Origin of the sequence: Streptomyces sp. NPDC060028 (genome assembly GCF_042736725.1) — a bacterium.
Taxonomy (GTDB): Bacteria; Actinomycetota; Actinomycetes; order Streptomycetales; family Streptomycetaceae; genus Streptomyces.
This window is the reverse complement of the sequence record NZ_JBHWVJ010000002.1, coordinates 129,089-154,689: the sequence shown is the minus strand read 5'-3', so window position 1 is coordinate 154,689 and position 25,601 is coordinate 129,089. Positions and strand designations below refer to the sequence as shown.

The following is a 25,601-nucleotide window of genomic DNA, read 5'->3' as shown; positions in this document are numbered from 1 at the left end:
GGGCATCGTCGCACCGGGCCGTTGCCCCGTGCGCCAAGAAGAAACTACGGCTGCTGCCGGCGGTCAGAACTGGTTCGCCGGGGGGTATGGCACTGACGGTCCGGATGCGAAGCGGCCGGTGACGGCCAGCCAGTGCAGCGTGGCAGCCATGAAGTTCTCCACCAGATCCACATACCGGCACAGTCCCGGCTGCTCGGGCAGCACACCCCTGCCCGTCCGCAGAGCCGACGCGTCGGCCCGGAAACCAGCTCGGCGCTCCTCGATCATCGCGGACACCCGCAGACGGGCCGCGACCTTGGAGCAGGCCTCTTCCCGGGCGAGGGCTGCGACCAGATTGTCCTGCCCGGCAGCGGCATCGTCCGCCTCCGACGCGAGGTCGTTCGCCCAACCCGCCACATCGGCCACCGCCCACCGCAAATCCCGCAGTCCGGCCGCCACCCCTGCCGTCTCCACCACCGGGGCGCCGCCCGTGCGCTCGAGAACGACCAGCATGGGCAGCAGCGTGATGGTGCGACGACGCAACCGCACATAGTCCGCCACCGGCAACAGCACCCCCGCCCGCCGCAGCGCCACTTCCTCCTCACTGGCGTCCAGGAAGTCGAGGTACTCGGCGGCAAACCGAGCGCGCCAGACATCCGGCATTCCCGCGGCCGTACGCTCCCACAGCCCCGACAGCACCACCGCGTGCGGGGATGTCGTCGACGGCACGCCCGCGTCGGCGGTGAAGACCTCCCGCAAAGGAGCGGCGAACCGCTCGAACTCCCCCGCCGCCCACTCCAGGCCGTAGCGGTCGATGTGGTCGTCCACCCAGCAGATGAACGCCGCCCACTGACCGGTCAGCGCCACGTCGCAAGTCCTGCCGTGCGGCAGGGCGCCCTCAGCCAGTACCTCCAGCCGCATCCGGGCAAGGCGACGCTCCGCAGGGGCATCCGCCACGAGCCCGGCCTCCCGCGCCCACAGCAACACCGCCTCGGAACTACGGAACGCAGACGCGCGCGAACTATCAGTCATATCCCAGATCTTGACAGAGCACGGCCTGCCGGGGAACGCCACCAAGAGGTGACGGCCGCGGGTGAGGAGCCGCGCCTCTCCGCGAACGGTCACGCTGTGCGAAGCGGGCGGCACGAATCTGATGGAGCGACGTGCCCGGCGCCACGCTGCGGCGTCCAGTAGGGGCGTCCACGAGGTGCGGCCGGTCTCCAAGGCGGCAACGATCGAGTAGGGCCAGCCGGCACCATCTGGTGCTTGCCCAGGCCCCGGCCAAAGGTGTGGTATCGCAGGACTACAGCTTCGACAACGACACCCTGCACCTGTCCATCACTGATGCCACGGGCCACGACGTCCTCGCCTCCCTGATGGCCACCCTCCTCGTCAACGCCTCCCGCGGCGCCCGCCGCGCCGGCCAAGACCTCGCCGAGCAGGCCCGCCCGACCCACCAGGTCCTCGCCCACACCTCCCGGAAGGTTGCGGCCAGCAAGGACCGGCCGCCCGGTTTCACATCACGCCCGCCGCGTGGTCGAACACCGACTCCCGGGGCCGGACCAGGGTGGCGACGGCGATCGACTGGAGGTGGGTGGTGCGCACGGCGGGCTGGTTGGCCTCGCCGAAGATGCCGCCCGTGGCGCCGGTGCCGCCGTTGGACGGGAGCACCGGGAGGCAGCCGATGTGCGAGTCGTTGACCTTCAGCATGCCGCCGTTGTTCACTTCCGCGCAGAACCGCTCGGCGATCCCCTCGTCCTGCGTCCACAGGGAGTTGCGCAGTCCGTAGCGGTTGGCGTTGAGGAAGCCGATGGCCTCTTCGATGCCCAGCGGCGCCTCGGGGACGACCACGCACAGCAGCGGGAAGAAGGTCTCCTCGCGGAGCGCGCGCAGCCGCGCGGCCGTGGCCAGGCCGTTCACCCGGACGACGGCCGGGCGGATGAACGGCCCGGCGGCGGCCGGTACGTCGTCCACGTCCACGAACTCGCCGCCGCACAGCAGTTCACCGCCGGCCGCCAGCACCTCGTCGAGGAACTCGGTGAACTCCGCTCGCTTGACCACCGGACTGAGCACCGTGTCCGGGTCCTCGGGCGGCCCGGGCCGGATGTCCCCGACCCGCTCGATGAGTTCCTTCAGGAGACGGTCCGCGACCTCCGGGTGGACGATGGCGAATTTCGGGGTCATGCAGATCTGGCCGGAGCCGTAGTACCGCTCGCACAGGGCCTGCGCGGCGAGGTCGGCCTCGGCGTCGGCCCACACCAGCACGCCGTCGTTGCCGGAGAGTTCGAGTACGGGCTTCTTTCCCGCGACCACGCACTCCCGCTCCAGCTTGAGGCCCTGCTTCGAGCCCCCGAAGAAGACGATGTCGTCGCAGTCGGGGCTGTCCAGCCACTGCCGCATCACGGCGCGGCCGTGCGTCGAGAGCACGCTCAGGGTGCCGGCCGGGGCACCGAGCTTCTCCAGGAGCGGGGCCACAATCTCCCGGTAGACGAAACTGACGCCGAGCGGGGCGGTCGGCGGCGCGTTGACGACCAGGGCGTTGCCCGCGGCCAGCGCCACCACCCCGTAGAAGGAGTTGGAGGTCGGTGCGTTGCGCGGCGGGCTCAGGCACACCACTCCGTCGGCCTTGCGCACCATGCGGATGCGGCGGCCCGCCGAGATCCGCTCCGGCTGCCCCAACTGGGCGGCGTACTCGGCTACCGAGTCCGGGTGGAACGCACAGGCCAAGGACGCCAGTTCCCAGGCGGCGAGCCGTACCGGGTGCCCCTCGGCCACCAGGAGCGCGGAAAGCTCGTCGTGGCGCTCGACGACGTCCCGGCGGACCCCGTGCAGCAGCTCCAGCCGGTCGGCGAGCCGAACCCCCGCCCAGGCCGGCTGGGCGGCGCGGGCGGCGGCCAGGGCGCGCAGCCCCTGCTCGGGAGCGGACAGCGCGACCCGGCCGGCGAGCAGGCGGTCGTCGTACGGGAGGTCCTCGCCGCGCTCCAGCCGCGCTTTGAGGCCGAGCACCCGGAACGGCTCGCGCAGCAGTTGACCCACCCGCGGCCAGTAGACCCAACGGATACCGGGCTCCTCGGCGCCGGCCACCCATACCTCGTAAGAGTGCATCCACAACTTCCTAGCAGGAGAACGGGAGTTCACGATCAGAGAGAGACTACGCTAGGTAGTGATCAACCCACGCTCCGTAGCCGTGAAAGGCACCCGACATGACGAACGACCTGCTCGACCGCAAGCTGGACCGCGCCTTCACCCACCTGGACGCCGACCGGAGCGGCGTGATCGACGCCGACGACATCATCGCGCTCGGGTCCCGGCTGCTGTCGGCCCTCGCGGAGCCGGCCACCTCACCGAAGGCGACGCTGGTGATGGGCGGCCTGACCGACTTCTGGCAGGACCTGTTCACCGAGCTGGACATCGACCGGGACGGCAAGGTCACGCCCGAGGAGTACAAGGTGGGCATGACCCGCCTGTACGCACAGGGCGGGCCCGCCTACGACCGCTCGTTCCGGCCGATGGTCCAGGCGATCCTCACGATCGTCGACACCGACGGCGACGGGCGCATCAGCCCGGAGGAGTTCCACAAGGCCCAGGAGGCCTTCGACACCCGGCTGAGCCCCGCCGACGCTGAGACGCTGTTCCAGCGGATCGACGCCGACGGCGACGGCACCCTGACCGTCGACGAACTCCTCCACGCGGTACGCGAGTACTACACGGGCACCGAGGAGGACGCCCCGGGCAACCTGCTCTTCGGCGGACTCTGATCCCTCGGGGTAGCGATCCCCCGGGCTGCTAGGGCGCGTATTCGGTTGTGGTCAAGGAGTGGTCCGGGTGAGGTCCTTGATCCAGATGCCCACCCCGCCCTTCGTCGCGACTGTCAGGAGAGCGCGGAGCTGCGCGAAGCGCGTCGGCGTATCAAGCTGCTGGAGCAGGAGAACGAGGTCCTGCGCCGGGCTGCGGCCTACCTGTCCCAGGCGGATCTCCCGGGAAAAGGATCTACCCGTTCGTGAAAGAGCTGGCCACGGACGGCATTCCCGTCACGGTCACGTGCCGGGTCCTCAAGCTCGCCAGAGCGCCCTACTACCGGTGGCTGGAGCGGCCGGTGACCGACGCCGAGGTCGAGCGGGCCGCTCGCGCGAACGCGTTGTTCGACGCCCACCGTGAGGACCCGGAGTTCGGCTACCGCTTCCTGGCCGACGAGGCCCGCAGCGCGGGATCCGGCATGGCCGACCGGCGCGGCCGGAACAAGAAGGCCGGCCCGCCGGTGCACGACGATCTCGTTCGCCGCGGCTTCACCGCGACCGGCCCGAACCGGCTGTGGCTCACCGACATCACCGAACACACCACCGGCGAGGGGAAGCTGTATCTCTGCGCGATCAAGGACGTCTTCAGCAAGCGGATCGTGGGCTACTCCATCGACACGCGCATGAAGTCCCGCCTGGCCGTCGCCGCCCTGGACAACGCCGTGGCCCGGCGCGAGCACGTCGCCGGATGCATTCTGCACAGCGATCGCGGATCGCAGTTCCGGTCCCGGAAATTCGTCCGGGCGCTCGACCGGCACCGGATGGCCGGCTCCATAGGAAGAGTCGGGGCTGCCGGTGACAACGCGGCCATGGAGTCCTTCTTCAGCCTGCTGCAGAAGAACGTCCTCGACCGCCGTACGTGGGCCACCCGCCAGGAACTGCGGATCGCCATCGTCACCTGGATCGAGAGGACCTATCACCGACGCCGCAGGCAAGCCTCGCTCGGCAGGCTGACCCCCATCGAATTCGAGACCGTCATGACGACACCGGCCCTTCAGGTCGCGTGACCGAACCTGTCACCCGAACCTGCATCAGCCCCTCTTACTCTGCGGCGCCGGTGGAGACATCGAAGCCGGAGGTATGTGGGCGGTGACCCGGGACGTGCTTCGTACGTTTGAAGGGTATGTATGGGCAACGGTCAGCAATCGAATCGTCCGAGGACGCGGCCGCAAGGCCAGGACGGCCCACGGGTGGGCGGTATCCGGCACCTGTGGCGGGGGAGGCAACGCCTGCGGGCGGTTCGGTTTTTCGTGCGCTGAACAGAATCGTCCCGTCGCGGATGGCTGCCGTGGTGATGCGGAAGCTGGTCATGCCACTCGATAGGGCGGTGCAGGTTCGCACCTGCGGGAGGTTCAGTGCCGGGCGGGTGCTCGGGATCTCTTCGCTGCTGCTGACGACGGTCGGAGCCCGGTCGGGACGCTCGACTCCCACACCGTTGTTCTACGTCGATCACGCAGGTGGCTATGCGGTTGTGGCCTCGAATTTCGGGCTCGCCCGGCATCCTGGATGGAGTGTGAACCTCCTTAAGGAGCCGGTGGCCGCCGTATGTGTGGCGGGCCGGCAACTGCCGGTCTCGGCCCGGTTGCTCACGGGCGGGGAACGGGACGGGGTCTGGCGAAGGTTCGTGAGCCTCTCCAGCGACTATCAGGACTACCAGGAGCGCTCCGGGCGCGACCTGCGGATCTTTCACCTGCAGCTGTAGCCTCATTATCGATCTCGCTGACGCGGCCTTCTTTCGGCAGCGCGCAGCCCCTCGTACGCGTGTACCCGGTAGGAGTAGGCGGCCGGTGTGGTGGGCCGGTGACCTCAGCTCTCCCCAGACCGTTGGGAGGGTGTGATCCAGAGGCGAGCAGTGACGAGTGAAACCGGCGGCAAGGCCGAGATCCCCACAGGTCTCGATGCTCCCCGGGCGCCCGGACACTGGGGGCCGCTGGGTCATCTGCCACTGATGCGGCGCGGTTTGCTGCCGGCGCTGGCGGAGCTGGGCTCGGGTGCGCCGCTGGCGAAGCTGCAGTTCGGCCCGGTGACGAAGTACGTGGTCAGTGACGGGGAGCTGGCCCAGGAGGTCCTGGCTGACAAGACGAGGGCCTTCGGCCGCAAGCGGGTGATCCGCGGCTTCCGCCCCGTGACGGGGGAGGGGCTGCTCACCCTGGAAGGTGGAGAACATCGCGAGCACCGGCGCATCCTGACACCCGCGTTCAGCCGTGCCTCGCTCGCCCGTATCACGCCTCTGATCGGTGAGGTCGCCTCCCAGTACGCGGAGCGCCTCCCGCTGGGTACAGCCATGGATGTGGACCGCGAGATGCTGCGGCTCAGTGCCGACCTCACCGTCCGCTGTCTCTTCCGTTCCGAAATTGACCAGGAGACGGTCTCCTGGCTGGCCGCCAAGGCAGCCCCTCTCTCACGGGGAGTCCTGTTGCGCATGCTGACGCCCGGGTGGGGGCCGGCGCTGCCCACCCCGGAATGCATCGCCCGTAGGCAGGTGACACACCGCCTGCGACAGGTCGCAGGCGCGCTGCCCGCCCATCACCGGCTCGGTGGCGGCGATGATGTGCTGAGCCTGCTGGAACTGTCGGCGTGCCCAGCCCGGGGATCCTCCCGGATCACACAGGCGGCCGTGGTCGACGAGCTCATCACCTTCCTGGTGGCCAGCAGTGAAGCCACCGCCATGACGCTGGCATGGGCCTGGCACGAACTGGCCCGCAACCCGAAGGCGGAACAGGCCGTCCACAACGAGGGGGACGCGCTGTTCAACCGCGGCCAACCCCTGCCGCGCACGGCCCTGGAACATCTTCCCGTCACCACCCGGGCCGTCATGGAAGTCCTGCGCCTGTACCCGGTCCCGGTGGTGCCCCGCAACGTACTGCACGAGGTGAACATCGGCGGATTCCGCCTTCCGCGCGGCGCCGAGGTCCTCGTCAACCTCTACGGCATCCACCGCGACCCCGCCCACTACCCCCACCCGCACACCTTCGACCCCCACCGCTGGCCCGCGGACGCCAACCCCCTTGCCCTCAGGGACGCCTACCTGCCCTTCAGCACAGGCGCACACCGCTGCATCGGCGCCCCGTTCGCCGGCCTCATCGCCCCGATCGCCCTGGCGGCCCTGGCCGCCCGCTTCCAACTGCGCCCAGCCGACCCTCACCGCAGAGTGCGAGCGGTACCGGGCGTGGTCACCCGGCCGAACCGGCTCGTCATGACGGCGACAGCACGGCCCGGCGTCGGCGCCCCAAGGCAACCCGCACCACCAACGCAGACGTGAGCGGTCCTCGGCCGTTGTGATGTGTGCCCCTGCCGAATCCGCGTCGTTTTCTTGGGCGAACGCCGACCACACCTACACCGGCAGGCGAAGTGGTCCTGTGCGGCGGCGCATGCTCACGCGGTACAGGGTCACCTCTCCGCGCAGGAAGAGCACCTCGCAGGCTTTGAGGTACAGGCGGTAGCGCTGGTAGGTGTCCGCGCCCACCGCCTGCTGGGCGTGGTCGCGCTCGGCCCGTAGCCGCGCGGACCAGGCGCGCAGGGTGCGGATGTAGTCGCGGGGCTCGCTTTTGATGGCGGTCACGGAGAAGTGGGCGTCGCAGGCTGCGGTGATCTCCGCAAGGCGCGGTAGCGCCGAGGCGGGGAAGACGTCACTGGCGAAGAACGCGCCGACCGGCCCGTCGGCGTCGACTCCGGCGTCGAAGGCGATCGTCTGGAGGGACAGCGTGCCTCCGGGCACCAGCCAGCTGTGACACGCGCTGAAAAAGTCCGCGTAGGTCCGTACGCGTTCGGCGGGGGTCAGCCCCGGACCGGCGAAGGCTTCGAAGGCCTCGATGGAGACGATGGCGTCATAGGGAGATTCCGGGACGTGGGAGCGCCAGTCCTCAAGGCGGGCCTGCACTCCTGGCAGCTGCAGGGAGTGCACGTGCGCCAGCTGCGCGCGGCTGAGGGTCAGCCCGGTTGCCGCACCAGCACGCCCCACTTCGCACGCCAGAGCCAGTAGTCCGCCCCATCCGCAGCCGACGTCCAGGAGCCGGCCTCCTGGCGGGAGCGCGGACTGGTCCAAGTGGTGACGGAGCTTGGCGCGCTGTGCCTGGGCGAGCACGTCGGGCTGGGATCCGTCGTCCTCGATGCCGTCCCACAGAGCCGCGGAATAGCTGAGCGTCTCATCGAGCCACAGAGCGTAGAAGTCGTTGCCGACGTCGTAGTGGAACTCGATGTCCGTGGCGGTCGCACCCGTCGTCGTAGGGGTCATGTTCTGTCTGCTCCCGGTGATGGCCCATGAAGCCCTGCCCTTCGTCGACCCGCTGTCCTTCGCGGCGCGGCTCCGGGCCGCAACCGTGCCATCGGACCATGAGGTGATCAAATCGACGATCACCCGGATGGCGTACCGGGCGGCGGCCACCCACCGCACGTACCCACGCCCACGCCCGTCGATCAGGTGTCCCGTCACCAGTGAAGTGGCAGGGCAGTTCGGCGGGCGGAGGCTGGCGCACTTGCCGTGCCAGTGACTTTCCGGCCCGTGCGCGGTTGTCAGGCCGGACGGATCCACCATGCCTGAGGGGACAAGCCGTGACGGTGAACGTAGTGCAGGACTTCGACGAGGCTGCTCTCGCGGATCTGGTGCACGAATACTTCGACGTACCGCGCGACCAACTGCACGCGGCCGCGACGCTCGACGAGCTCGGCCTGGACTCGCTGGCGCTCATGGAATTGATGGTGGTCCTGGAGGACCGCAGCGGTGTCGAGCTCTTGGACCAGCTGCAGGACCTCTCCCTCGCCAGCACTCTGCGCGATGCGGCAGGGGTCATCAAGAGCGCCGCCGCCGCCAGCCCGAGCGCCCCGTCGGCGGAACAGCACCTGCCCACGCCCCGCGACGGCGGATGAGCACCCCAGGCTGCACGTCACCACACGCACGCAGGATCAGGAGAACGCCGCACCATCATGAATGACCTCCGCACCACCGCAGATGCAGGCCGCCGGCATGCGGGCCTGCTGCGCGAGCTCGAACCGGCTGTGGCCGGCCACCTGGAGAGGCACTTGGGCACGGCGGTGGAGTGGTTCCCCCACCAGTACGTGCCGTGGAACGCGGCCCGGGACTTCGACGGCCCCCTCGGCGGCCTGCCCTGGCACCCGGCCCAGTCACCGCTGGCACCTGCTGTGCGGGACGCCTTGCTGGTCAACCTACTGACCGAGGACAACCTGCCCAGCTACCACCACGAGATCGCCTCCTGCTTCGGCCGTGACACCGCCTGGGGGACCTGGGTGCACCTCTGGACCGCGGAAGAAGGCAGGCACGCCGAGGCGCTGCGCGCCTACCTGCATGCGGTGCGCGGCGTGGACCCGGTGGTACTGGAGCGTGCCCGCATGGCGCACGTCAGCACTGGCTACGACGGCCGCCAGCCCTCCCTCGCCCATGGGCTGGCCTACGTCACCGTCCAGGAACTCGCCACCCGAGAGGCGCACCGCAACGCCGGCCAGGCATGCGGGGAGCCGCACGGCGCCCGCTTGATGAGCCGCATCGCCGCCGATGAGAACCTCCACATGGTCTTCTACCGGTCGCTGTGCGCCGACATACTCGCACTGGCCCCCGACGACTTCGTCGCCGCTCTCGCCGACGTCGTCTGCGACTTCCGCATGCCCGGCCACGCCATCCCCGGATTCCAGGCCAGAGCCGCCCGCATCGCGGCTGCCGGCATCTACGACATCACCCACCACCAGCAGCACGTCCTGCTGCCCCTGCTGCGGACCCTGCGCGTCATGGAGTACCCCGGCCTGGGCCCGCAGGGCGAACAGGGCAGAGAGCGCATCGGCCGGCACCTGGAAGTCCTCGCCGCCAAGTCAGCCCGACTGCAGGATCTACGCGCCCGCATGCGGTCGCGGACGTTACGCACCGCCACGGACACCGGCTCCCCACAGAACGGACAGCCCCGTGAAGACCGCCAAGGAGTAGACCGATGACCGGACGCGGGGACGTACTCATCACGGGCCTGGGATTGGTCACGGCCGCGGGTCACGACGCCGAGAGCGTTTGGAAGACGATGGCAGCCGGACGCTCGCTCGCCCGCAAGGACCCGGGCCTGGCGGATCTCCCCGTGGACATCGCGTGCGCCGTCCCGGACTTCGACCCCGCCGCCGAGCTCGGTATCCGGCTCGCGGGCCGTCTGGACCGGTTCGCACACCTGGGCCTGGTCGCCGCCCGCCGCGCCCTGATCGACGCGCACCTGGACATGACCGCCCTTCGCCCCGAACGGGTCGCTGTCGTCCTCGGTGTCGGAGCCAACAGCCTGCAGACCTACGTCAAAGAGTTCACCCGCCTCGGCGAGGGCCGCGCGAGGAGCGTGTCCCCACTGGGCTTGCCCCGCAGCGTGCCCAACATGATCGCGGGCGAGATCGCCATCGACACCGGCGCCCGGGGCCCCAACTTCACCGTCTCCAGCGCCTGCGCCTCCGGCGCCACCGCCATCGGCGTCGCCAGAGACCTGCTCCTCAGTGGCGCCTGCGACATCGTCCTGACCGGCGGCAGCGAATCGGCCCGCTCCCGCATGTCCGCAGCCAGCTTCGCCCAGATGCGGGCCCTGTCCACCCGCACCGAACATCCCGAACAAGCGTGCCGCCCCTTCGACACCGACCGCGACGGCTTCGTCCTCGGCGAGGGCGCCGCCGTCCTCGTCCTCGAACACCCCGACCACGCACACGCCCGTCGGGCAACCATCCGCGCCCGGCTGTGCGGCTACGCCGCATCCGCGGACGCCCACCACCCCACATCCCCCCACCCCCAAGGGCTGGGCGCGGAGCAGGCGGTCCGGCAGGCTCTCGCCGATGCGGGATGCGCGCCCCGAAATGTCGGACACGTCAACGCCCACGGCACCGCCACCCCGGCCGGTGACGCAGCCGAAGCCCTGGCCCTGCTGCGCGTCTTCAACGGCGCCCCACCCCCGGTGACCGCGTCCAAGAGCGTCATCGGACATGCCCTGGGCGCCGCGGGAGCGATCGAGGCAGCCCTGACGGTCCTGGCACTGGAACGCCAGGAGGTACCACCGACAGCCAACCTCGCCCAGCAGGACACCGGATACGAGATGGACATCGTCACCGCCCGCCCCCGACCGGTCGCCATGGACCTTGCCCTGTCCACGTCCTGCGGCTTCGGGGGACAGAACGCGGCACTCGTCTTCGCCGCGCCCTGAACACCGGGAGTCACACGGCCCGCTCCCGCCGGTGCCATGGTCCGTCGGGATCATCGTAGGGGGCGATGTAGTCGTCGGCGGCGAGGGGCATGCCCTCGAAGAACTCCTCCGGTACGGCGAACGCCTCCACCAGCACCCCGGCCTGCGGCGCCAGCTTCGCCACCAGCCGCTCGATCAGCACCGGCAGCTCATCGACCCGCTCGGCATCCAGCAGGCCATGGCGCAGCAGGTCCCCGCTGTGGCCGGCGACCGCGCGCAGCGCGAACAGCACATGCACCGAGGCCCCCAACTCCCGGGCCGCACCGGCGGGCATCTCCTCCACGGCGTCGGCGAGCGCCTGGACAGCGTGACGCTGGGCGTACAGGTCGGCGGCCCGCAGCGCGGCACCCATGGCGTGGTTGCGCCGCGCGAGCGCCTCGGCCGGAGCACTGCGCCGAGCGTCGCGGGCCCGGTCCAGCCAGATCCGCTCCGCCGCCGTGAGCAGCTCTTGCAAGAACCCGGCCTCGGTCAGGCTGCGCCCAGGAGGGCTGGACGGCGGGTGGCCGGGGCGGTGACGCAGGAGGAGTTCGGCTGCGGCCTGCGCCATGATCGCCTGGTTGTCGCCCTCGGCGGTGATCGCACCCTCCACCGCCATGAGCTGGGCGACGATGCCGTTGTGGACCAGCAGCCCTTGGGCTCCGCAGCGCTCCCGGATCTGCGCACCGACGTCGCGGCCCTGCCAGGTGATCCACGCCTTGGCCACCGACACGAACAGGGCTGCCTCAGCCGCATCGTCCGTGCCGCGCTCGCTCCATCGTCGGGCGGCTTCCCGGTAGAGCATGTTCATCGCGTACACGGTGGCGATGGCCTCGACGAGCGGCCCGTGGTGGCTGCGCAGTGCGAATACCGGCAGCCTGGAAGAATCGGTCAGTCCGGTGATGTGCCGGTTGTTGCCGTAGCGGACGGCCATCACAAGCCCTGCGCGGGTCGCGCCGACGGTACCGGCGCTCAGGCAGATCCGGCCGGTCATGACCCGGTCGATGGAGGTCAGGAAGCGGTGGCGTCGCTCGGGCACCTCGCTGACGAACACTCCCTCGTCGGTGATCCGGCCGTGCGCACCGCCCAGCATCGCCTCCCGGGGAACCCGCACCCCGCCGAACGAGGTCAGACAGTGGTCGTGCGGGCTGCCCAGTCGCGCAGGAAGCCGCCGCACCCGCACGCCCGGCAGTACGCCCACGCCATCGGTCAGCGGCACCAGAAAGAGGAAGACTCCCTGATCTGTGCCGTCGACGATCAGCCGGGCCCCGACCAGTCCGGTCTTGGGGCCCCCGGCGGGGCTCGTGTTGGAGATGAACTTCTGTGCGCCCGCGTTCGGGGTGTCGATGCTGAAGGTGTCGCTGGCGCGGTCGTAGACGGCGGTCGTCTCCACGGCGGCTGCGTCGTTGCCGTGGGCGACCTCCGTCAGGAGGAAGGTCCCCAGCCGGCGCATCGAGGTGTAGGGGGTCAGGTCTGCCGGCTCCTCGGCGTGGTGCGCGGCGAGGCTGCCCAGGAACAGGTTGTAGTGGATGGTCGCCAGGGCCGTCAGCGTGGGGTCGACGAAGCACAACCACTCGTGCAGGCACGCCAGCCGGACCGGATCACCCACCAGCTCCAGCGGATCGGTGATCGCACCCCCAAGAAGCCGAAGCCGGTCGTACACCCACTCCAGATGCTCCTCGGCTGACTGGCCCGAGGGCCGGCGGAACGCCGCAGTCGCCAACAACCGGCGCCACGGTTCGTGCAGGACGTTCTCCTCGGCCCCCGCCCCGAACAGCACGCACTTCACAATTCCGGCCACGTCTGCAGGGGGTGCCTCGGTTTTCATCGCACTCATGCCCGCCCAACGAAGCCGCAGTAGCGCCGGACACGCCCGGGCAGGGAGCGACCCGTCCCTGGCCGGCACGCTTGTTGCGAAGCACCACTGCACACGCGGGACCACCACCACCGGCGGGGCCGCGGGCAATCCCCGCAACCCCGCCGGCGCAGGGGAAGGGTCAGGGCCTGGAAAGCCCGCCGAAGGGGTTGGTGATCTCCGCCTTGCCGGTGAACAGGAACAGCGCTTGGCCCTCGGCTGTCGGGCCGGCGCCGAATGCCTGGGCGAAGGCTGCCTTCGCGGCGTCGGTGAGCGTGAGCGGGTTGTCCTTCATGCTCACCGTGGTGGGAGTCATCGAGACCCTGCTCATGGAGACCGGCCAGTGGGCGATGTCCAGATTGGCGGCAGGTCCGCCGTCCACTGCGACGTCCGCGGTGTTGTAGCCCTCGTTGAGGCGGACGTGGCCGCTCATGCGTGTGATGTCGAGACGATGGCCGCTGCCCTGGAAGCGCATGCCTCCTTCGAGGGGGACTTCGCCGCCGGTGAGGTCGGGGGCCAGCGTGCCGGCACCGGGCATGGTCACGCAGGTGCCGTCGACCGTAGCCGGCGCGATCGCCTCGAAGGTCACACTCCTGGCAGCCAGGTTGCGGGCTGCTTCAGGTGAGAGGCAGAAGGTGCCCTTACCGCGCAGGTTGAGGCTGCCGGCGATGGCACCGGCCTGGACAGCCCCCACGCCGAGGGCGACCGCCGCTGTGATCGAAAGGACAACGAGACGCTTCTTGGAACCGGAAAATTTCACGCCTTCCGTAACGACAGACCAGCCGAAACGCACTGCCCAGCCGCTGATGATCACTCCGATGCCGCCCGGCTGTCAGCCATTGGCTCGACAAGGCAGAGGCGACCCGGGGGTGCGGCCGCCGCTCGGGCCGCACCAACCAAGCCGACCCGTGTGTCCGGTCGCAAGCCTGGTGCCTGCTGGGGCCCGCTCTCGGCAAGCCCTCGCCAAGAATGAGTCAACCGTTCGGCATGCACCCCAGGGGTTAACCGATGCCGGTCGAGACCTGCTGCCTCGCTACGTTGGGACCGTGTCTACTCCCACGCGTGCACGCCTGCTGGCCACAGCGGTCCACCTGCCGTCCCAGTACCGGACCATGGAGCAGACCCGGGAGCAGCTCGCCGCCTCCGGCAGCCCGGTGGTGCCTCCCCGCGGTCTCCTGGAACGTTTCACCGGCGTCCGCGGCGTCCACGTCCGAGACGAAGGCCAGCAGGCATCCGATCTCGCGGTCGCCGCAGCCGCCAAAGCCCTCGCCGCCGCCGGGACCGACATCAAGGAGGTGGACCTGCTGCTGTTCGCCTCCTCCTGCCAGGACCTCCTCGAGCCGGCCACGGCGCACATCGTGGCGGCGAAACTCGGCGCCTCCTGCCCGGTCTTCGACGTGAAGAACGCCTGCAACAGCGTGCTGAACGCCCTCCAAGTCGCCCGCGCACTCATCGAATCGGCCCAGCACCGCACCGTCCTCATCGCCTGCGGCGAAACCTCCACCCTGGGCACCCGCTGGCACCTTCCCGACGTACGAGCCCTGCGCAGCGCCGCCGTCGGCTACACCGTCAGCGACGCCGGCGCCGCGATGCTCCTGACCGCCGGTCCGGCCGGCGAGCAGGACCCGGGCATCCTCACCAGCCGCTTCAGCGCCGAATCCACCGCCTGGCAGGTCTGCACCGTCCAAGCCGGCGGCTCGATGAACTGGCGGCCGGGCAGCGACGAGCCCACCTACGTCCGGATGCAAGGAGACATGGCGGCGGCGGGTCGACAGCACGCCACACGCGCCCTGACCGGCTACCAGCCCGAACTCGAACTGGCCAGGTCCAGCTCGTTCATCGCCCTCCACCAGATCTCAGCGACCCAGTTCCACCAGACCGTCACCGACCTCAACCTGCCGGCGGAGCGGTGCATGCTCACGGTCGCCGACCACGGCAACGCCGCTTCAGCTTCCCTTCCCCTGCAACTCGCGCGGGCGCAGGAGACCGGCCGCGTCGGACCGGGCGACCTGGTCACCCTGATCGGCTTCGCCAGCGGCTTCAGCGCCGGCATCACCAGCATCCGCCTCTGACCCCGCAGCCACGCCAGCCCGCCCGACGGATATGAGGAGTCGCCGATGCCCAGCAGCGTGCTTGTGACCGGCGCCGGAAACGGCATCGGCCAGGCCACCGCCCTCCGGCTGGCCCGGGCCGGATACGACGTGTTCGCCACTGCCCGTACGCAGGACGAAGCGCATCGGCTCTCGGCGCGGGCCGCGAAGGAAGGTCTCGACCTGCGGGCCACGGCCTTGGACGTATCCGACCTGCAGGCCTGCGAGGCAGCGTTCAAGGACATCGCCGACCTCACGACCGGCGGCCCCGACGCGGTCGTCAACGCGGACGGATTCGCGGTGGCCCGGGCCGTGGAGGACGTCACCGAGGAAACGGCGCGCCGCCTCATGGAGATCAACACCTTTGCCGCCGTGCGCATCGCACGGCTGGCGCTGCCCGCGATGCGCCGACGCGGCCGGGGCCGGATCGTGAACCTCTCCTCGGCCGCCGGGCGCTCAGTGCTGCCGCTGGGCGGCTGGTACGGCGCCAGCAGAGCCGCTTCCACCGCACTGACCCACGCTCTGCGGATGGAACTGGCCGGCTCCGGGGTCCAGGTCGTACTCATCGAGCACGGCTTCCATGCGACAAGCCTGCTGCAAGACGCGATCCACTCCCTCACACCGCCCAGCGGCATCTCCACGCGCTTCACCGACTGCTACCGAAACGCCGCCGCAGCCCTGAGCGACCCCACCCGGTTCGGCGGCCCAGAACGCGCCGCAGCCACCGTCCACCGGGCCCTGACTGCCCGCCGGCCCAAAGCCCGCTACACCGTGGGCATGGACGCCCGCCTGGCCGCGCCTCTGATCGCCTCCCTCCCGTACGCGATCAGTGACCCAGTCAAACGCCTTGTCCTGGGCCTCTCGGGGCCGCAAGCCGCATCACGACTGTTCAGCACGCTGGGCGCCCTGCCCATGCGCCCGCAAGGAAAGCCCCCTCGGTAGCCTCCGCTCGCGAGCCAACCGCGCTCCCGAGGGTGCTTGCACGTGCGGCTGATGCCGTAGTAGCGGCAGGTCAGCGCGACGTTGCTGCCGGTGACTTCTTCGGCGTGGCGCAGGACCGCCAGGCGATGCTGGGCCTTGCGGTCCTGCTGCTGTTGCAGCGAAGGGGGCATGGCAGATCTCCGTCGATTCGGAGACCCACGTGTAACCAACGTCCGGCAGTTTTATACCTACCCCACCACGACGCGGCCCCGGCCCACCGCCGGCCACGGAGGGCGGTCCGGGGAGAAGGATGGCCAGGCCGGCCACTGAGGCCGCGTTGTCGGGGTGCGCCGGTTCCGCCCTGCTGGGGAGGGAGCGGCGCGCCTTCGGCTGCGGCCTTGAGCGCCTCCGCCGTGGCATGGGGGATGTACTCGCGCGGGTCGAGGTCCTGTCGTGCAGCAGGGTGGCAGTGGCGGTCATGATGTCGCCGGACGAACCGAAGCCGCCCTCGGACGAGCGACCCGGAAACCAGGAGGATGACGACGCGGCCGAGCTCTCTCAGGAGACGCCCCGAGTCGGGCGCCGACGATCAGCACTCCCGCCCGACCCCGCCGGGGTCGGGCTGCGGTTGAGCGATGAAGCCGAAGAACGGCCTGGGGCCCGTGCTTGGGCAGGGCCCCAGGCTGTCCGGTACACCGGGACGGGCCGGCTGAACTGCCTCCTCAGCCGAGGCTCTCTCAGGCGTCGGTCAGGGAGATCTGGTTTCCCTGCACCGTCCAGTGCTGTCCGCTGTCACTGGAGTCACAGCGCCTGCCGCTGACATCCGGAGTGTCCCAGGTGTTGGCGAGGCAGTAGCGGGGCGCATCGGTCAGGGAGATTTGATTTCCCCGCACTGTCCAGTGCTGGCCGCGGTCACTGGAGTCACAGCGCTTGGTGCGGACTTCGGGGGTCTGCCAGGTGTTCGCGAGGCAGTAGCGGGGCGCGTCGGTCAGAGAGATCTGGTTTCCCCGCACTGTCCAGCGCTGTCCGCGATCACTGGAGTCACAGGACTTGATGCTGACTGCGGAAGCCTCCCAAGTGTTGGCCAGGCAGTAGTTGCCGCTCGCGCGGGTCTCGCTGCTCAGTTCGGCAGCCACGGCGGGGACGGATGCTGAGGTGCTGAAGGCCGCAAGGATTGCGGTAGCCCCGACGCTCGTCACCGCAAATCGAATTTTCAAGGTTACTCCGATCTCAACTATTGATGCGTCATGACCAGTTGTCGTGCGGTTCGAACTTTAGAGGCTGATGCGACCTGTTGTGTCCTGATTGCAGCGCAATATGCCCATTGGGGTGACGTTAGGGGTGGCGTCACGGGTACGGCCTCGGCACTGGTGAGCTCGCGTATTCAACTGTCGCCAGTTCTGCGCTGCGGTAAGCCTGTTGGTGACCGCCGGCCATCATCGAACGAACCTGACGTCACGCGAGCTACTCGGGCGCTCGCCAGCGCCCAGCAGCTGACGCTCTACTGGGTGCGCGAGGTGGGTCACCGTTGATCCGCCGTTGAGTGGTCAGTTTTCACCCGACGCCGAGACCGTGCGCATCAGGATTCCACCGCGCGGTGCTGCGGGTCCCCGGGGAGCGGGCACAAGCCGCACGGTCATGGCTGCTCGCACTTCCCGACGAGGCCTTGCGCGAGAAGACAACGGCGGCTGCGCAGCTGGCCGTCGGCATCAGCAGCCTCACACGCGGCCAGCACCTGCTTCCCTGACCAGACACCGGCGTCCGCGTGACGGAGGACGACGTCGGACTCACGCCATGGCGACCTCGTACCAGGCCCCGCCCGCGACCGGATCCGGATCGAAGTCGAAACGCGGCCCCGACTCCCGACCGAGCGCGACCAGGGCGACCGATGTCGTCGACCACCACCTGCCCCGCCGTAGCTCGCCCGCCTGCATCAGGCAGGAGGAGCCGGCGGCAGGTGCAGCGTCCGCACTGGCCACAGCCAGCCAGGCGCCCCGGGCCGCGGCCGTCCCACCGGTTCCGGGTTCAGGGCGCGTTACAGCCTCCAGACGCCGGCGGGCATGCTCAACGCGAGCCAGCGACCGCTCGCTCCCCACCGACAGCACCGCAGTACGACCACCCGGGCCGACCAGGCCGTCCTCCGCGACCGCATGCATCCCGGACGTGAGCTCGTGCGTCGTCAGCATCTGCCCGGACCAGCTCATCACCTGTGCCCCCGCCCGGTCCGCGTACACGAGGTGAAAGGGGTCGTAGCGCTCCAGATCAAGGCCTTCGGGGCTTCCCGTTCCCGTCATCGTGAGGGGCACACCACCCCGGGACCTGCGGGAATCCGCATGCGCAGGCACCCCTGCCCCATTGAGCAGACAAGCCAGGCGCTGCCCGCGCCCCTGCCCCTGCGCGGCGCCGATCGGGGTACCCCGATCCAGCGCGAGCCACGTACCGCCCGCCAACAGGTCCAGGCCGCCCAAAACCGCAGGCTGTGAAGGCCAGTGCGCTCCCGGCAGTCGCCACGCCCGGTCGCGGTATCCGTCTCTGACAAACAGAACCAGAACCGGCCAACGCAACGCCGGCTCCACACTGATGAACGCGATGCACACCTGGGCCCCTTCAAAAATGTTGGTGTGACCGATACTCCCCAGGCGCACTGGCTTCTCGATTTTCGACGGCGGCAGGGTCGAAGGCGAGGGATACCCCGGGGCCGAGAGGATGAGGGATCAGGGAGGGCTCGGCGTGTTCCGCAAGGAGTTCGGGCTTCTCCAGCCCTCGGCCGTCTACAGCCAGGCTGCCCGAGACCTGATCACGTCCGCCTTGCCGATGAGCTGACGACCAGAGGGCCCGCGCCTGCGGTGGCCTACCGCCAGGGGGCCTGGGAGCGCTGAGCCTGTCGTTGTGCGGAGAGGGCGTCAGCGCGTGCCACGGCCAGGAGGTGGGGGAGGTTGGCGGTAGGGGGTAGTTCCGGTTCGGGCGCCGCGGCTGACTTGAGGTCGAGGCAGCGCCTTTGAGCCAGGTGATCATGTTTGGCTTCGCGGCAGCGGCCGGGGCGGCAGGCTTGCCCACGACGACAGGTATGCGCTGGAACGTGGCCGTACACCGGCCGCAGGCCGTGCGCTGAGTATGAGGAGCAGACAGTGGAATTCGTAGCAGGTGGCAAGTACTCCCTTTCCCTGGCCTCCGACGGAAAGCGGGTGGTCCAGGTCAAGGGGACGTCCCGCGTCTCGGTGACGGCTGCCACCAGCGGCGCGGAGAGCGACATGTGGCACGTTGTCGTCATCAAAAGCGGCGAAGGCGGTGCCGTGGTCAAGTTCGTGAACGTGGACACGGGCGATACCTTGACGACGGAGGGCTTTGTGCTGGCGGGGAGAACTGTTGTCGCTGCGCCCGGGGACGACCAATCGCAGTGGATCCTGAGGCAGGACTCCAAATCCGGCTCCGTCACCGTTGGACTCCTCGGCAGCCCCGAAAGGTTGATCCTGGCATATAGGGCGCCCGCAAGCGCGTGGCTGGCGTCGGCCGGCGACCTTGAGGCCGCTTTGTACGGGTGGAAGGTGCAGCTCCAGGCGTGACCCGCAGCCCCACACGCCCCACTGACACTCGGACGGCAGTCCAGCCCCTTCCCCGCCCTCGCCTTCGGCGGGGAAGGGGCCTTCCTGTCTCCCGTGTCGTAGCGGTGGGCCCTGCGGCCGCCATTGCACATGGGACCAGGGCATGTCCGTGCGCGCCGGGGAGCACTGGGCAATGGACGCCCTGGCCGGGCGGAGGTGTCCAAAGGGGCGGGGAGTTTCAGGGCGAGGACCGCCACGACGATGCCGTCTCGCGCAGGGGAGCCTGCGGCCGAGTCCGGCTGACCAGCAGAATCGAATCTCACCGGACTGCTCATCCCCGGGCCCGCGTGAAGCCGGCGGGGGCGTGGGTCTACTGGCGGCGGTACATCACGTACAGCTTGCCGTCGTGGGAGACGGCGGACGGTGAGTCGAGCGGTTTGATCGCTCCCACCCCGCTGACCGCCAGGGCGTCACCCCAGGCGACGTTGATGCTGGAGCGGGTGGAGACGCGCAGGCTGCCGTCGGTGTGACGGAAGAAGATGCACAGGGCGTTGTCGTGGACGGTGAGCGCCGGGGCGTGCGAGATGGACCAGCGGGTGACGGTTCCGCGGTCGACGTAGTGGGAGCCTCCGTCCGAGGTGCTGGTGTAGACAGCGGTGTCCAGCCCGCGCACGACCCGCCACAGCAGTCCATCGTCGGCGGCCATCGCCACCCCGTGGTGGACCACCCAGTTGAGGTTGTCGCTGTACCCCTTACTCCAGGTGCTGCCGTCGTGGGTGTTGAGCCAGAGATGGCCGTCCAGGTCGACGACGGTCAGCCACACCCGGTTGGAGTACGCGGCCAGGGAAGGCGCGTGGACCACCTTGTAGCCCGCGAACTGCGTGGCACCAGTCCAGCCTCCCGCTTCGGTGTAGGTCCGCCACCACAGCGCGTCGCCCGCGCCGGTGTGGGCGTAGAAGAGTTTGCCGTGGGCGGCGACCACGGCCGGGGCGAAGACGCTGGCGTCGCCGCCGATCCGCTCCGGCTTCTTCCACACCCCGCCCTCCTGCCGGGTCCACATCACCGCGTTGTCACCCGGGCGCACGAAGAAGGCGTAGAGCTTGCCGTTGTACGTGGTCAGGGTGGGCGCGGTCATGCTGTCCCAGCCCATGGGAATGGGTGCGCCCCAGGTGGTGCCGGTGCGGATCGCGTATTCCAGGCTGCCCTGGGGGAAGGGCGCCTTCTCGCCGGTGTACTTCACCTTCAGTTCGTGGTGGCCGTTGCCGTTGAAGTGCCAGGACGTCTCGCCGCGGTAAGCCAGGACGGCCAGGGCGTAGCGGTCCAGGGCGATGGCGCGCTCGGCGGAGAGGTCGTCGTGATTACGCAGGACCTCCTTGAGGAAGACGGCCATCCGGGCGGCCTCACCGGCAATGGCGATGATGTCGGCGCCGGGCAGTCCGGGGATGAGGGCGTTGCCGAAGTCCAGGGCCTGCAACGCGGTGGAGAGGTTGCTCAGCTCCTTCATCAGCGCGTCGTACCACTCGTCGTCGCTCTGGTCGGCCTCCATGCAGTACAGGACCAGGCCGAGACCGTCGCGGACCTGTCCCTCGAAGAAGACCCGCTTGCCGGCCGGGAAGACATGCGTGTCCCCGGTCGAGGACGCCCCGAACTCTCCCGAGCGGTACGAGGGCCCCGAGGCGAGGTCGCTGGCGGAGGAGCCGGTCCAGTAGATCTCGTCGCGGCCCCCGCCCGCGTCCCCCACCGAGTCGTGAACGTAGAAACTGTCCAGCTCCAGCTTCGCCCGGAACGCAGTCAGCGGCGCCCGCCCTTCGCTCTGCCCGTCCCCGCCCTCGGTGTCCTGGGCGCCGGCCGACGCAGCGCCGACCGGCGCCCCGCCCGGCCGGATGAAGCCCGAGATGCCCAGCCCGCCGTTGGCCTTCATCGCCGCGATGAACGCCGCGCTCTCGCCCGACCTGCCCGCCGCGAGCTCCTCACGGCTGACAGCCACCGTGTTCGGCAACGCCATGATCTCTTCCACCACCGGACCCCAGTTGCCCACCAGGTCCGCGAAGTTGAACCCCTCACTCACCGGACGGCTGGCGATGACCCTCGGCACCAGGGCGATCGTGTCGCCCTGCGCGATGACCGCTTCCCGGTAGACGCGCCCCCACTCGCCGATCTCCTCCTGCGGCACCGCCGTGCCCAGCACCGTCAGCAACCGCTCCTCCAGATCGGTCGCCGCATGCCCTTCACGCTTGCGGTCCGCGGCATGCAGCAACGCCCCGATCAGCAGGTTGCTGTGGCCCGAACTCGTCAGCGCCTGCCCGGCCCGCGTCTTGCCGGCCGCCCCCGAAAAGAGGGCTTTCAGCCCTTCCAACCGCTCCTCGCGCGTTACCTGCGGTACTTCACTCATACAAACCCGCCTCTTCTGCCTGTGCGACCCCGGCCGGGGTCGCCACCAGCAGGAAGCTACGCACCCAGACCTGGCGATACACCTAAAAGGCGTAAGCAGACATAGAGAGGGCCTAAATAGTTCTCTTGACCAGAAGCAGCACATCCGCGTAGGGCTGCCCGCCTCTCAGCCCAGACCTGTGGGTGATCGGCCACACCACCACGACGGCGACACAACCGCGTAGTTACTCAGCGCTACACGCCACTTGGCCGTAGTTATACGAGAACAGGGCCGACTACACACGACCACTCATCGTCACCGCTCATCGAATGTGGGCCAGAGCCCATCTACCCTGCGTCCAACACGACCCCGTCCCATGCAGAGGTCGAATGCCGGGCGTTGTACCACCTGGAGCCGCAGCATCTCGGTCATGGATGCGGCCTTCGGCGCGGAGAGGCCCGGTGTGACCCTCGCGGGCCGACCGTACGGATGACTCCTGGCGTGGCCCTCGTGGACGCCGCCCGCGGCTCCGATGACCTCCTCGTAACGGGTACAGGATCGCGTTCCCCGCTGCGCCGGCTCATCCAGCCCCCGGTCGCCCGCTACTGCCTGGCGCATTTCGCCTGTCGGATGTTGACCGGGGCCAGCAGGTCGGACACGCTCAGGAGGTCGTCGCCGTGAGCGAGACCTCGGTCCCGTGTGTGCCGGCAGAAAGGGGAATGCCCCTTGCCCTCGAACGCGGGATCCGCGTTCGAGGCGTAGATCTGCACCTGGCCCAGAACGCCCAGCGGTAGGCCGCTACCGCCGCGCCAGCGGTCGGTGCTGGTCGGCCGGAACGGAGTCAGACGATTGGGACTGGTGCAGCAAGTGCGGCGGCTACGCCGCGCGCCGGCTGACCGACACCCAGCTCTCCTACTACTGCGCTGCCCGCCAGCTCCACGGCATCGCCGGCCAGCTCGACGACGAGCGTACCTACCGCGCTCCTGTCGAACCGGATGCCCTGCTCAAGCAGCTGGACGAGCTCGCGGACTGGGAGCCCGGCGGCCACGAGAACTGCCACTGGGACGGCTCCTGGCGTTGGCGTGAGGTCGTCAGCGACCTCCGACGCCGGGCCGAAAGGAAGCGGCGCCACACCGCTCCCTGACTCGCCGTCCCCGCCCAGCCTTCTGAGACGGCTGGGCGGGGACAGCAAGTCAGGTTGCTTACCTTGGGGACCAGTTGGGGACCAGCGCTCACGTCGATGGGCGCACAGCATGTACGAATGTGCACACTGTGAGCCCTCAAATTGTGCTGTATGTCAGGATTTTTCCTCCGACCCATCGATCTGGGGGTCAAGGGGTCGCAGGTTCAAATCCTGTCGTCCCGACCATGTGGAAACGCAGGTCGGAGGCCGTTCTCTCATCCGTGAGAGGGCGGCCTTTCGTGCGTCCGGGACCATGGTGGTCGCGATGTGGTCGCACGGGCTCTGACCGCGATTTCGTGAACCTCAAGTGTGGCGTGTCTGCCGATGCTGGAAGATGGGCTTCAGCAGCCTCTCGGCTTCGCCACGGATACCGGCGTCGGCGTCTGCTCTCAATTCCTGCAGTTGCCGGATGAGTCTGCTTTCGCCTGCCTCAGTCATCCACTCGGGGTCACCATCAACTGCTGCGCTGAGCTGGTCTGAGGTCCACGTGTGCGCTGCGCGGGAGAGGGCTTTCAGGACGATTTTCAGGCCCGTTGTATCCGCTCGCGCCAACAACGCCTCGGCTGTCTCCTGCGTCACTCCCGTGTCCTGAGCGTCCAGCAGCAGGCGGTGGAGGACCTCGGTTACGCCCCCGACTTCGGCCGCCGCTGCGAGTCGACGACCCGCAGCGGCTCTCACGGACCACGAGGGAGAGTCCGCGTCCTTCATTGCGGCGGTCAGCTCTTGACCGGGACCTGTCGATGTCATGTCCGCCATCATCCACCGACAGGCGGCCATCACCCTGCTCGGTGGGCCACGTCGCGTCGACCCCCGGCACGTGCGGCGACTGTACCGAGGACCTCCTGATGGGCCCCGGGCCGGAGCCCGGGGCCATCCGGCTACACCTTGCTGAAGAAGCGGCTGAAGCGTTCGATGCTGACGGTGCCGGCCTTCGTGGCGAAGGCGCCGACGGTGTCCCATTCGCCGACGGTCTGACCGATGTTGGCGGTCAGAGCGGTCCCGGTGGCGGTGTCCTTGGCCGGTTGGCCCGCGGAGCCCCCGGACAGTTCGACGATGAGGGGCACCTGGGTGGACAGGCTGACCGCCCCCTGGAGCACCTTCCCGGGGATCTTGCTCTGGACGGCGGTGCCTGAGACCACCCCGGCGCCCTTCCGCCCGAGGTGGTCGAAGAAGCGCGTGGCATCGGACGCGCCCTTGCCCGCGATCGCCCCGACGAACGCCCGCCCGCTCTGCCTGACGATCACGCTGGCGGCCTTGTTCATGCGGGCCGCGGCCCAGGCGCCCTTCGCGCCCTTGGCCACGGCGCCGACGACCGGTAGGGCGGCCAGCGCGTCCGCTCCCAGACCGGCGATCGTGGCGGCGTCCCAGTCACCCTGGATGGTGGCGGCCGCCGCGTGCGCGCCCAGCGAGCCGAGGGCGGAGACGATGGCGATGGGCGCCATGATCGGGGTGAGCACCGGGATGAGCGCCAGGATGCCGGCGGCGGCACTGACCAGTCCGAGGATGTCCCCCACGAGGCCCCAGAAGCCGGCCGCCTTCGCCTTCGCCTCCGCTTCGGCCCTCGCCCGCTCGACGGCCCATGCCGCGGTCTTCTCGTACAGCCACCGCTCTTCCTTGCCCCGGGTCTCGATGACCTTGCACAGTTCCCGGTCCACGAAGAAGCACTGGAGCTGGTACTCCGCCTGCACGGCCAGAGCGGTGTCCACCAGGTCGTAGAGCGGGCCGTCGGGGATGCGCGCCCCGGGGTAGGCCAGGTCCTTCAGCCGCCACAGGTCCATGTCGAAGCCCGACCCCTTGAAGGTCGTGTCCTCCGGCCGCTCGTTACCTTCCGAGTCCCAGGGGTCGGCCATCCAGTTGCCGCTCCGCCTGCCGAGTTCGCGGGCGATTTCGGGGTCATGGAAATCCACGATGCTGCGCAGGGTGTGCATGCGCCGGAAGACCGGTGGCAGGTACCTGTCTCCGCCCCACTCGTCCGGGTCGTACGGCTGCTCGTTGCCCCACTGATCGGTCACCTTGGGACGCTCGGCGATGGTCTTGGCCATCTGCGACAGACCGGGAACGCCCTTGAGGGAGTCCGCGATCACGTCGGCCACGAGCCACTCGCCCTGCTCCAGCACCGCCATCCTGGTCCCGTACGAGTAACCGAATCGCCCGCCACCCTCGCCGGGCTCGCGCTCCGCCGGAGCGGCGTGGGCGTCGGCGTTGGGCGCTTCCTTCTGCCACTTGGCCACCAGGTCCTTGGCTATCCGGTCACGTTTGGCACTCGTGACCAGCACCCCTGCCCCGGGCACGCGGTCGACCATGAAGTCGATCGCGCGCCGCGCCGCGGCCCGGTTGAGGGAGTCGACGAACGCCTCCGCCTTCTGGCGGTTCTGGGGCGAGGCGTCGACATAGGCGCGGTACCGCTCGTCCAGCCACTTCAGGGCGGCGACGATGCTCTGCTCCTGGTAGATGAACGCCCGCAGGAGCTGGGCGACGCGGTACCGGTCGGCGGCGTGCAGGGAGTTGGGGTCCCAGCCCCACATCCGCAGCGCTTCGCCCTCGTCCACGAGGAACCGGTTGAGCTCCTTGTGCGCGGCCTGCACGACCAGGTCGTGCACGGAGGCGTTGTAGCCGAGGTGCGCCAGCTCGGTGTCGGCTTCGGTTTCGGGTGTGTACAGCGGCTTCGTCACGACGAGGTCC

The 25,601-nt window shown here is 69.4% G+C and carries 20 protein-coding genes and 1 pseudogene; 10 read left to right on the top strand and 11 right to left on the bottom strand.

Annotation, left to right across the window (positions count from 1 at the left end; genetic code table 11):
* Window positions 1–63 precede the first annotated feature (63 nt).
* Both ACFWBF_RS01840 and ACFWBF_RS01835 read right to left on the bottom strand, forming a co-directional pair.
* On the bottom strand, window positions 64–1,011 hold the full coding sequence (locus tag ACFWBF_RS01840; RefSeq protein WP_385593569.1) for a terpene synthase family protein: 948 nt from the start codon (window positions 1,009–1,011) through the stop codon (window positions 64–66).
* Between the two features lie 483 nt (window positions 1,012–1,494).
* Window positions 1,495–3,084, bottom strand: a complete 1,590-nt coding sequence (locus ACFWBF_RS01835) for an aldehyde dehydrogenase family protein (protein WP_385593565.1) — start codon at window positions 3,082–3,084, stop codon at window positions 1,495–1,497.
* A gap of 98 nt (window positions 3,085–3,182) precedes the next feature.
* Between ACFWBF_RS01835 and ACFWBF_RS01830 the strand changes: the two genes are divergently transcribed.
* The 4 genes and pseudogenes from ACFWBF_RS01830 to ACFWBF_RS01815 all read left to right on the top strand — a co-directional run bounded on the left by ACFWBF_RS01830 (window position 3,183) and on the right by ACFWBF_RS01815 (window position 7,038).
* Window positions 3,183–3,737: an EF-hand domain-containing protein gene (locus ACFWBF_RS01830; RefSeq protein ID WP_385593562.1), complete on the top strand. Its 555-nt coding sequence runs from the start codon at window positions 3,183–3,185 to the stop codon at window positions 3,735–3,737.
* 108 nt (window positions 3,738–3,845) lie between these two features.
* Window positions 3,846–4,783: pseudogene (locus ACFWBF_RS01825) on the top strand (IS3 family transposase); the annotation flags it as partial.
* 272 nt (window positions 4,784–5,055) lie between these two features.
* On the top strand, window positions 5,056–5,478 hold the full coding sequence (locus ACFWBF_RS01820) for a nitroreductase family deazaflavin-dependent oxidoreductase (RefSeq protein ID WP_385593560.1): 423 nt from the start codon (window positions 5,056–5,058) through the stop codon (window positions 5,476–5,478).
* Window positions 5,479–5,628: 150 nt separating this feature from the next.
* Window positions 5,629–7,038: a cytochrome P450 gene (locus tag ACFWBF_RS01815; protein ID WP_385593558.1), complete on the top strand. Its 1,410-nt coding sequence runs from the start codon at window positions 5,629–5,631 to the stop codon at window positions 7,036–7,038.
* 72 nt (window positions 7,039–7,110) lie between these two features.
* Here ACFWBF_RS01815 and ACFWBF_RS01810 read toward each other — a convergent pair whose 3' ends face one another.
* Complete coding sequence (locus tag ACFWBF_RS01810) at window positions 7,111–8,010, bottom strand: class I SAM-dependent methyltransferase (protein ID WP_385593555.1); 900 nt, start codon at window positions 8,008–8,010, stop codon at window positions 7,111–7,113.
* Window positions 8,011–8,327: 317 nt separating this feature from the next.
* Between ACFWBF_RS01810 and ACFWBF_RS01805 the strand changes: the two genes are divergently transcribed.
* From ACFWBF_RS01805 to ACFWBF_RS01795, 3 genes are read left to right on the top strand one after another with little or no spacing between them, the layout of a single operon-like run.
* Window positions 8,328–8,642 carry an acyl carrier protein gene (locus ACFWBF_RS01805; protein ID WP_385593552.1) on the top strand — a complete coding sequence of 105 codons (315 nt, stop codon included), beginning with the start codon at window positions 8,328–8,330 and terminating at the stop codon, window positions 8,640–8,642.
* A gap of 57 nt (window positions 8,643–8,699) precedes the next feature.
* Entirely contained in the window at window positions 8,700–9,716 is a 1,017-nt protein-coding gene (locus ACFWBF_RS01800; RefSeq protein ID WP_385593549.1) for an acyl-ACP desaturase, read from the top strand.
* Window positions 9,713–10,942 (top strand): beta-ketoacyl-[acyl-carrier-protein] synthase family protein, encoded by a 1,230-nt coding sequence (locus ACFWBF_RS01795; protein WP_385593546.1) that lies wholly within the window; start codon window positions 9,713–9,715, stop codon window positions 10,940–10,942. The genes ACFWBF_RS01800 and ACFWBF_RS01795 overlap by 4 nt, the downstream gene beginning before the upstream one ends.
* Before the next feature lie 10 nt (window positions 10,943–10,952).
* Here the strand turns inward: ACFWBF_RS01795 and ACFWBF_RS01790 are convergent, their stop codons facing one another.
* Both ACFWBF_RS01790 and ACFWBF_RS01785 read right to left on the bottom strand, forming a co-directional pair.
* Window positions 10,953–12,758, bottom strand: a complete 1,806-nt coding sequence (locus ACFWBF_RS01790; RefSeq protein ID WP_385593543.1) for an acyl-CoA dehydrogenase — start codon at window positions 12,756–12,758, stop codon at window positions 10,953–10,955.
* A 196-nt stretch (window positions 12,759–12,954) separates the two neighbouring features.
* Window positions 12,955–13,626, bottom strand: coding sequence for an HtaA domain-containing protein (locus ACFWBF_RS01785; RefSeq protein WP_385593540.1), 672 nt, complete (start codon window positions 13,624–13,626; stop codon window positions 12,955–12,957).
* A gap of 232 nt (window positions 13,627–13,858) precedes the next feature.
* Between ACFWBF_RS01785 and ACFWBF_RS01780 the strand changes: the two genes are divergently transcribed.
* A complete protein-coding gene (locus ACFWBF_RS01780) occupies window positions 13,859–14,884 on the top strand; it encodes a 3-oxoacyl-ACP synthase III family protein (protein ID WP_385593538.1) in 1,026 nt (341 codons plus the stop codon).
* A gap of 45 nt (window positions 14,885–14,929) precedes the next feature.
* Window positions 14,930–15,844, top strand: a complete 915-nt coding sequence (locus ACFWBF_RS01775; RefSeq protein WP_385593535.1) for an SDR family NAD(P)-dependent oxidoreductase — start codon at window positions 14,930–14,932, stop codon at window positions 15,842–15,844.
* Window positions 15,845–16,560: 716 nt separating this feature from the next.
* On the opposite strand, the gene ACFWBF_RS01770 is transcribed toward ACFWBF_RS01775, so the two are convergent.
* Together ACFWBF_RS01770 and ACFWBF_RS01765 are read right to left on the bottom strand one after the other, a co-directional pair.
* On the bottom strand, window positions 16,561–16,959 hold the full coding sequence (locus tag ACFWBF_RS01770) for a ricin-type beta-trefoil lectin domain protein (protein ID WP_385593532.1): 399 nt from the start codon (window positions 16,957–16,959) through the stop codon (window positions 16,561–16,563).
* A gap of 651 nt (window positions 16,960–17,610) precedes the next feature.
* Window positions 17,611–18,420, bottom strand: coding sequence for an NRDE family protein (locus ACFWBF_RS01765; protein WP_385593529.1), 810 nt, complete (start codon window positions 18,418–18,420; stop codon window positions 17,611–17,613).
* A 531-nt stretch (window positions 18,421–18,951) separates the two neighbouring features.
* Between ACFWBF_RS01765 and ACFWBF_RS01760 the strand changes: the two genes are divergently transcribed.
* The gene (locus tag ACFWBF_RS01760) at window positions 18,952–19,386 is read left to right on the top strand and encodes a hypothetical protein (protein WP_385593526.1); all 435 of its coding nucleotides are present in this window, start codon (window positions 18,952–18,954) and stop codon (window positions 19,384–19,386) included.
* 349 nt (window positions 19,387–19,735) lie between these two features.
* On the opposite strand, the gene ACFWBF_RS01755 is transcribed toward ACFWBF_RS01760, so the two are convergent.
* The 4 genes from ACFWBF_RS01755 to ACFWBF_RS01740 form a co-directional block, all read right to left on the bottom strand.
* Window positions 19,736–21,757 carry a hypothetical protein gene (locus ACFWBF_RS01755; protein ID WP_385593523.1) on the bottom strand — a complete coding sequence of 674 codons (2,022 nt, stop codon included), beginning with the start codon at window positions 21,755–21,757 and terminating at the stop codon, window positions 19,736–19,738.
* 820 nt (window positions 21,758–22,577) lie between these two features.
* Window positions 22,578–22,796, bottom strand: a complete 219-nt coding sequence (locus ACFWBF_RS01750; protein WP_385593520.1) for a hypothetical protein — start codon at window positions 22,794–22,796, stop codon at window positions 22,578–22,580.
* 426 nt (window positions 22,797–23,222) lie between these two features.
* The gene (locus ACFWBF_RS01745; RefSeq protein ID WP_385593517.1) at window positions 23,223–23,498 is read right to left on the bottom strand and encodes a hypothetical protein; all 276 of its coding nucleotides are present in this window, start codon (window positions 23,496–23,498) and stop codon (window positions 23,223–23,225) included.
* Window positions 23,499–23,797: 299 nt separating this feature from the next.
* Window positions 23,798–25,591 carry a hypothetical protein gene (locus ACFWBF_RS01740; RefSeq protein ID WP_385593514.1) on the bottom strand — a complete coding sequence of 598 codons (1,794 nt, stop codon included), beginning with the start codon at window positions 25,589–25,591 and terminating at the stop codon, window positions 23,798–23,800.
* Window positions 25,592–25,601: the final 10 nt, after the last annotated feature.